We start from the raw sequence: 2,887 nt of genomic DNA on the forward strand, positions 1-2,887 counted from the left end.
GGCCACCCCCGCACCTCCGCCCCCACCACCGGACCCGGCGATCGAAGCCCGCGGCCTCACCGTCGTCCGCGGCGACCGCACCGTCCTGCGTGCCCTCGACTTCACCGTCCGCCCCGGCAGCATCACCGGCCTCCTCGGCCCCTCGGGCTGCGGCAAGACCACCCTCATGCGGGCGGTGGTCGGCACCCAGGCCAAGGTCACCGGCACGCTCGACGTGCTGGGCCACCCCGCCGGAGACCCGGCCCTGCGCCCCCGCATCGGCTACGTCACCCAGGCGCCCTCCGTCTACACCGACCTCACCGTCCGCCAGAACCTCGACTACTTCGCCGCCGTCCTGCACCCCGGCCGCGCCTACCGGGACGCCCGCCGCGAGGCCGTCACCAGCGCCATCGGCGACGTCGACCTGACCTCCCACGCCGACGCCCTCGCCGGCGCGCTCTCCGGCGGCCAGCGCAGCCGCGTCTCACTGGCCGTCGCCCTCCTCGGCACCCCGGACCTGCTGGTCCTGGACGAACCGACCGTCGGGCTCGACCCCGTACTCCGCCGGGACCTCTGGGACCTCTTCCACCGCCTGGCCGCCGACCGGGGCACCGCGCTCCTCATCTCCTCGCACGTCATGGACGAGGCCGAGCGCTGCCACCGCCTTCTCCTCATGCGGGCCGGCCGGATCCTCGCCGAGGACACCCCGGACGCCCTTCGTTACCGCACCGGCACGGCCACCGTCGAGGAAGCGTTCCTCCGCCTGGTCGACGAAGCCGCATCCCTCACCGACGCATCCCTCACCGAGGAGGCATCCCGATGACGGCCACCGCCCCCGCCCCGGCCCTGCCCACGAGCGGAGCCGCCGCCGCCCCGGCCCGACCGCTCACCCCCTCCCGTACGACCGCCACCGCGGCCCGTGTCCTGCGCCAGCTCACCCACGACCCCCGCACGATCGCCCTCCTGGTGATCGTCCCGGTCCTGCTGATCACCCTGCTCCGTTACGTCTTCGACGGCAGCCCCGGCACCTTCGACTCCATCGGGGCCTCCCTCCTCGGCATCTTCCCGCTGATCACGATGTTCCTGGTGACCTCGATCGCCACCCTGCGCGAACGCACCTCGGGCACCCTGGAGCGCCTCCTCGCCCTCCCGCTCGGCAAGGGCGACCTGATCGCGGGCTACGCCCTCGCGTTCGGCGCGGTCGCGGCTCTCCAGTCCGCGCTCGCGACGGCCGTATCCATCTGGCTGCTGGGCCTGGACGTCATCGGCTCCCCCTGGCTGCTGCTCTTGGTCGCCCTGCTCGACGCCCTGCTCGGCACGGCGCTCGGCCTGTTCGTCTCCGCGTTCGCCGCGTCCGAGTTCCAGGCGGTCCAGTTCATGCCGGCGGTGATCTTCCCCCAGCTCTTGCTGTGCGGCCTGTTCACCCCGCGCGAGGCGATGCACCCGGTCCTGGAGGCGATCTCGAACGTCCTGCCCATGTCGTACGCCGTCGACGGCATGAACCAGGTCCTCCACCACCCCGACCTCACCGGCGACTTCGTCCGCGACATCGCCGTGGTCGCGGGCAGCGCCCTCCTGGTCCTCTGCCTCGGCGCGATCACCCTCCGCCGCCGTACGCCGTGAGAACCCCGATGCGAGGATGACGGGAAGAGCACAGCCCAGCACCGCCCGGAGGGTGAACGCATGACCCAGACAGTCGCAGTCCTCGGCACCGGCAAGATCGGCGAGGCCCTGCTCAGCGGGATGATCCGAGCGGGCTGGCGACCGGCCCACCTCCTGGTGACCACCCGCCGGGGCGACCGGGCCCAGGAACTGCACACGCGGTACGGGGTCGAGTCCGTCACCAACGCGGAGGCGGCCAAGAACGCCGACATCCTCATCCTCGCGGTCAAGCCGCAGGACATGGGCAAGCTTCTGGACGAACTCGCCCCGCACGTCACCGCCGACCGCCTGGTCATCAGCGCGGCGGCGGGCATCACCACCGCGTTCATCGAGGAGCGGCTCACCCCGGGCACCCCGGTCGTCCGGGTCATGCCCAACACCCCGGTCCTCGTCGACGAGGGCATGTCCGTCATCTCGGCGGGCAGTCACGCCACCGGCGCGCACCTCGCCACCGCCGAGGAGATCTTCGGCGGCGTCGGCAAGACCCTGCGCGTCCCGGAGTCCCAGCAGGACGCGGCCACCGCCCTCTCCGGCTCCGGCCCCGCCTACTTCTACTTCCTGGTCGAGGCCATGACCGACGCGGGCATCCTGCTCGGCCTGCCTCGCGCCCAGGCCCACGACCTCATCGTCCAGGCCGCCATCGGCGCCGCCGTCATGCTCCGGGACAGCGGCGAACACCCGGTCAAGCTCCGCGAGGCCGTCACCAGCCCGGCCGGCACCACGATCAGCGCGATCCGCGAGCTGGAGAACCACGGCGTGCGCGCGGCCCTCATCGCAGCCCTGGAAGCGGCCCGCGACCGCAGCCGCGAACTGGCCTCCGGCAACGGCTGACCCACGGCCCGGGCCGGGGGTTGACACGCCCCCGGCACGTCCGTAGTGTGCTCCGAGTTGTCCGACGTGAGCGCCGACCCCGGTCGGTCCCCGGACAACCTTTCCGCAGTAACCACGAGAAGACACGCGACTTCGCGTCGCATGCCTTTTCGTGTGCCTGCGCGAAATGAGGAATCCGCGTTCGAAGGAACGCCCCCGATTAGCGTCGGGGCCCAGGACTCCGCTAAAGTCTCACTCGTCGGAACGGCCCAACAGCCGTGAAGACAAGCCCTGCTGACTGGGAATCAGGCCCGAAAGGATCTGATAGAGTCGGACTCGCCGGAAAGGGAAAACGCGAAAGCGAAGAACCTGGAAAGCGAAACTGCACGGCCCGCTTCGACCGGGAGTCAGACACTGGAAAGCGTCTGATAGAGTC

3 protein-coding genes are annotated in these 2,887 nt (G+C 71.3%); all 3 read left to right on the forward strand.

Annotation, left to right across the window (positions count from 1 at the left end; translation table 11 throughout):
* On the forward strand, positions 1-802 hold an 802-nt coding region (locus tag ACFWM7_RS34760; RefSeq protein ID WP_383268632.1), incomplete at its 5' end, for an ABC transporter ATP-binding protein.
* Complete coding sequence (locus ACFWM7_RS34765) at positions 799-1,602, forward strand: ABC transporter permease (RefSeq protein ID WP_383268635.1); 804 nt, start codon at positions 799-801, stop codon at positions 1,600-1,602. The genes ACFWM7_RS34760 and ACFWM7_RS34765, both read left to right, overlap by 4 nt.
* A 60-nt stretch (positions 1,603-1,662) precedes the next feature.
* The gene (gene proC / locus ACFWM7_RS34770) at positions 1,663-2,472 is read left to right on the forward strand and encodes a pyrroline-5-carboxylate reductase (protein WP_383268637.1); all 810 of its coding nucleotides are present in this window, start codon (positions 1,663-1,665) and stop codon (positions 2,470-2,472) included.
* The last annotated feature ends 415 nt before the right edge of the window (positions 2,473-2,887 follow it).

This window comes from Streptomyces sp. NPDC058375 (genome assembly GCF_042723425.1).
GTDB classification, from domain to species: domain Bacteria; phylum Actinomycetota; class Actinomycetes; order Streptomycetales; family Streptomycetaceae; genus Streptomyces; species Streptomyces durocortorensis.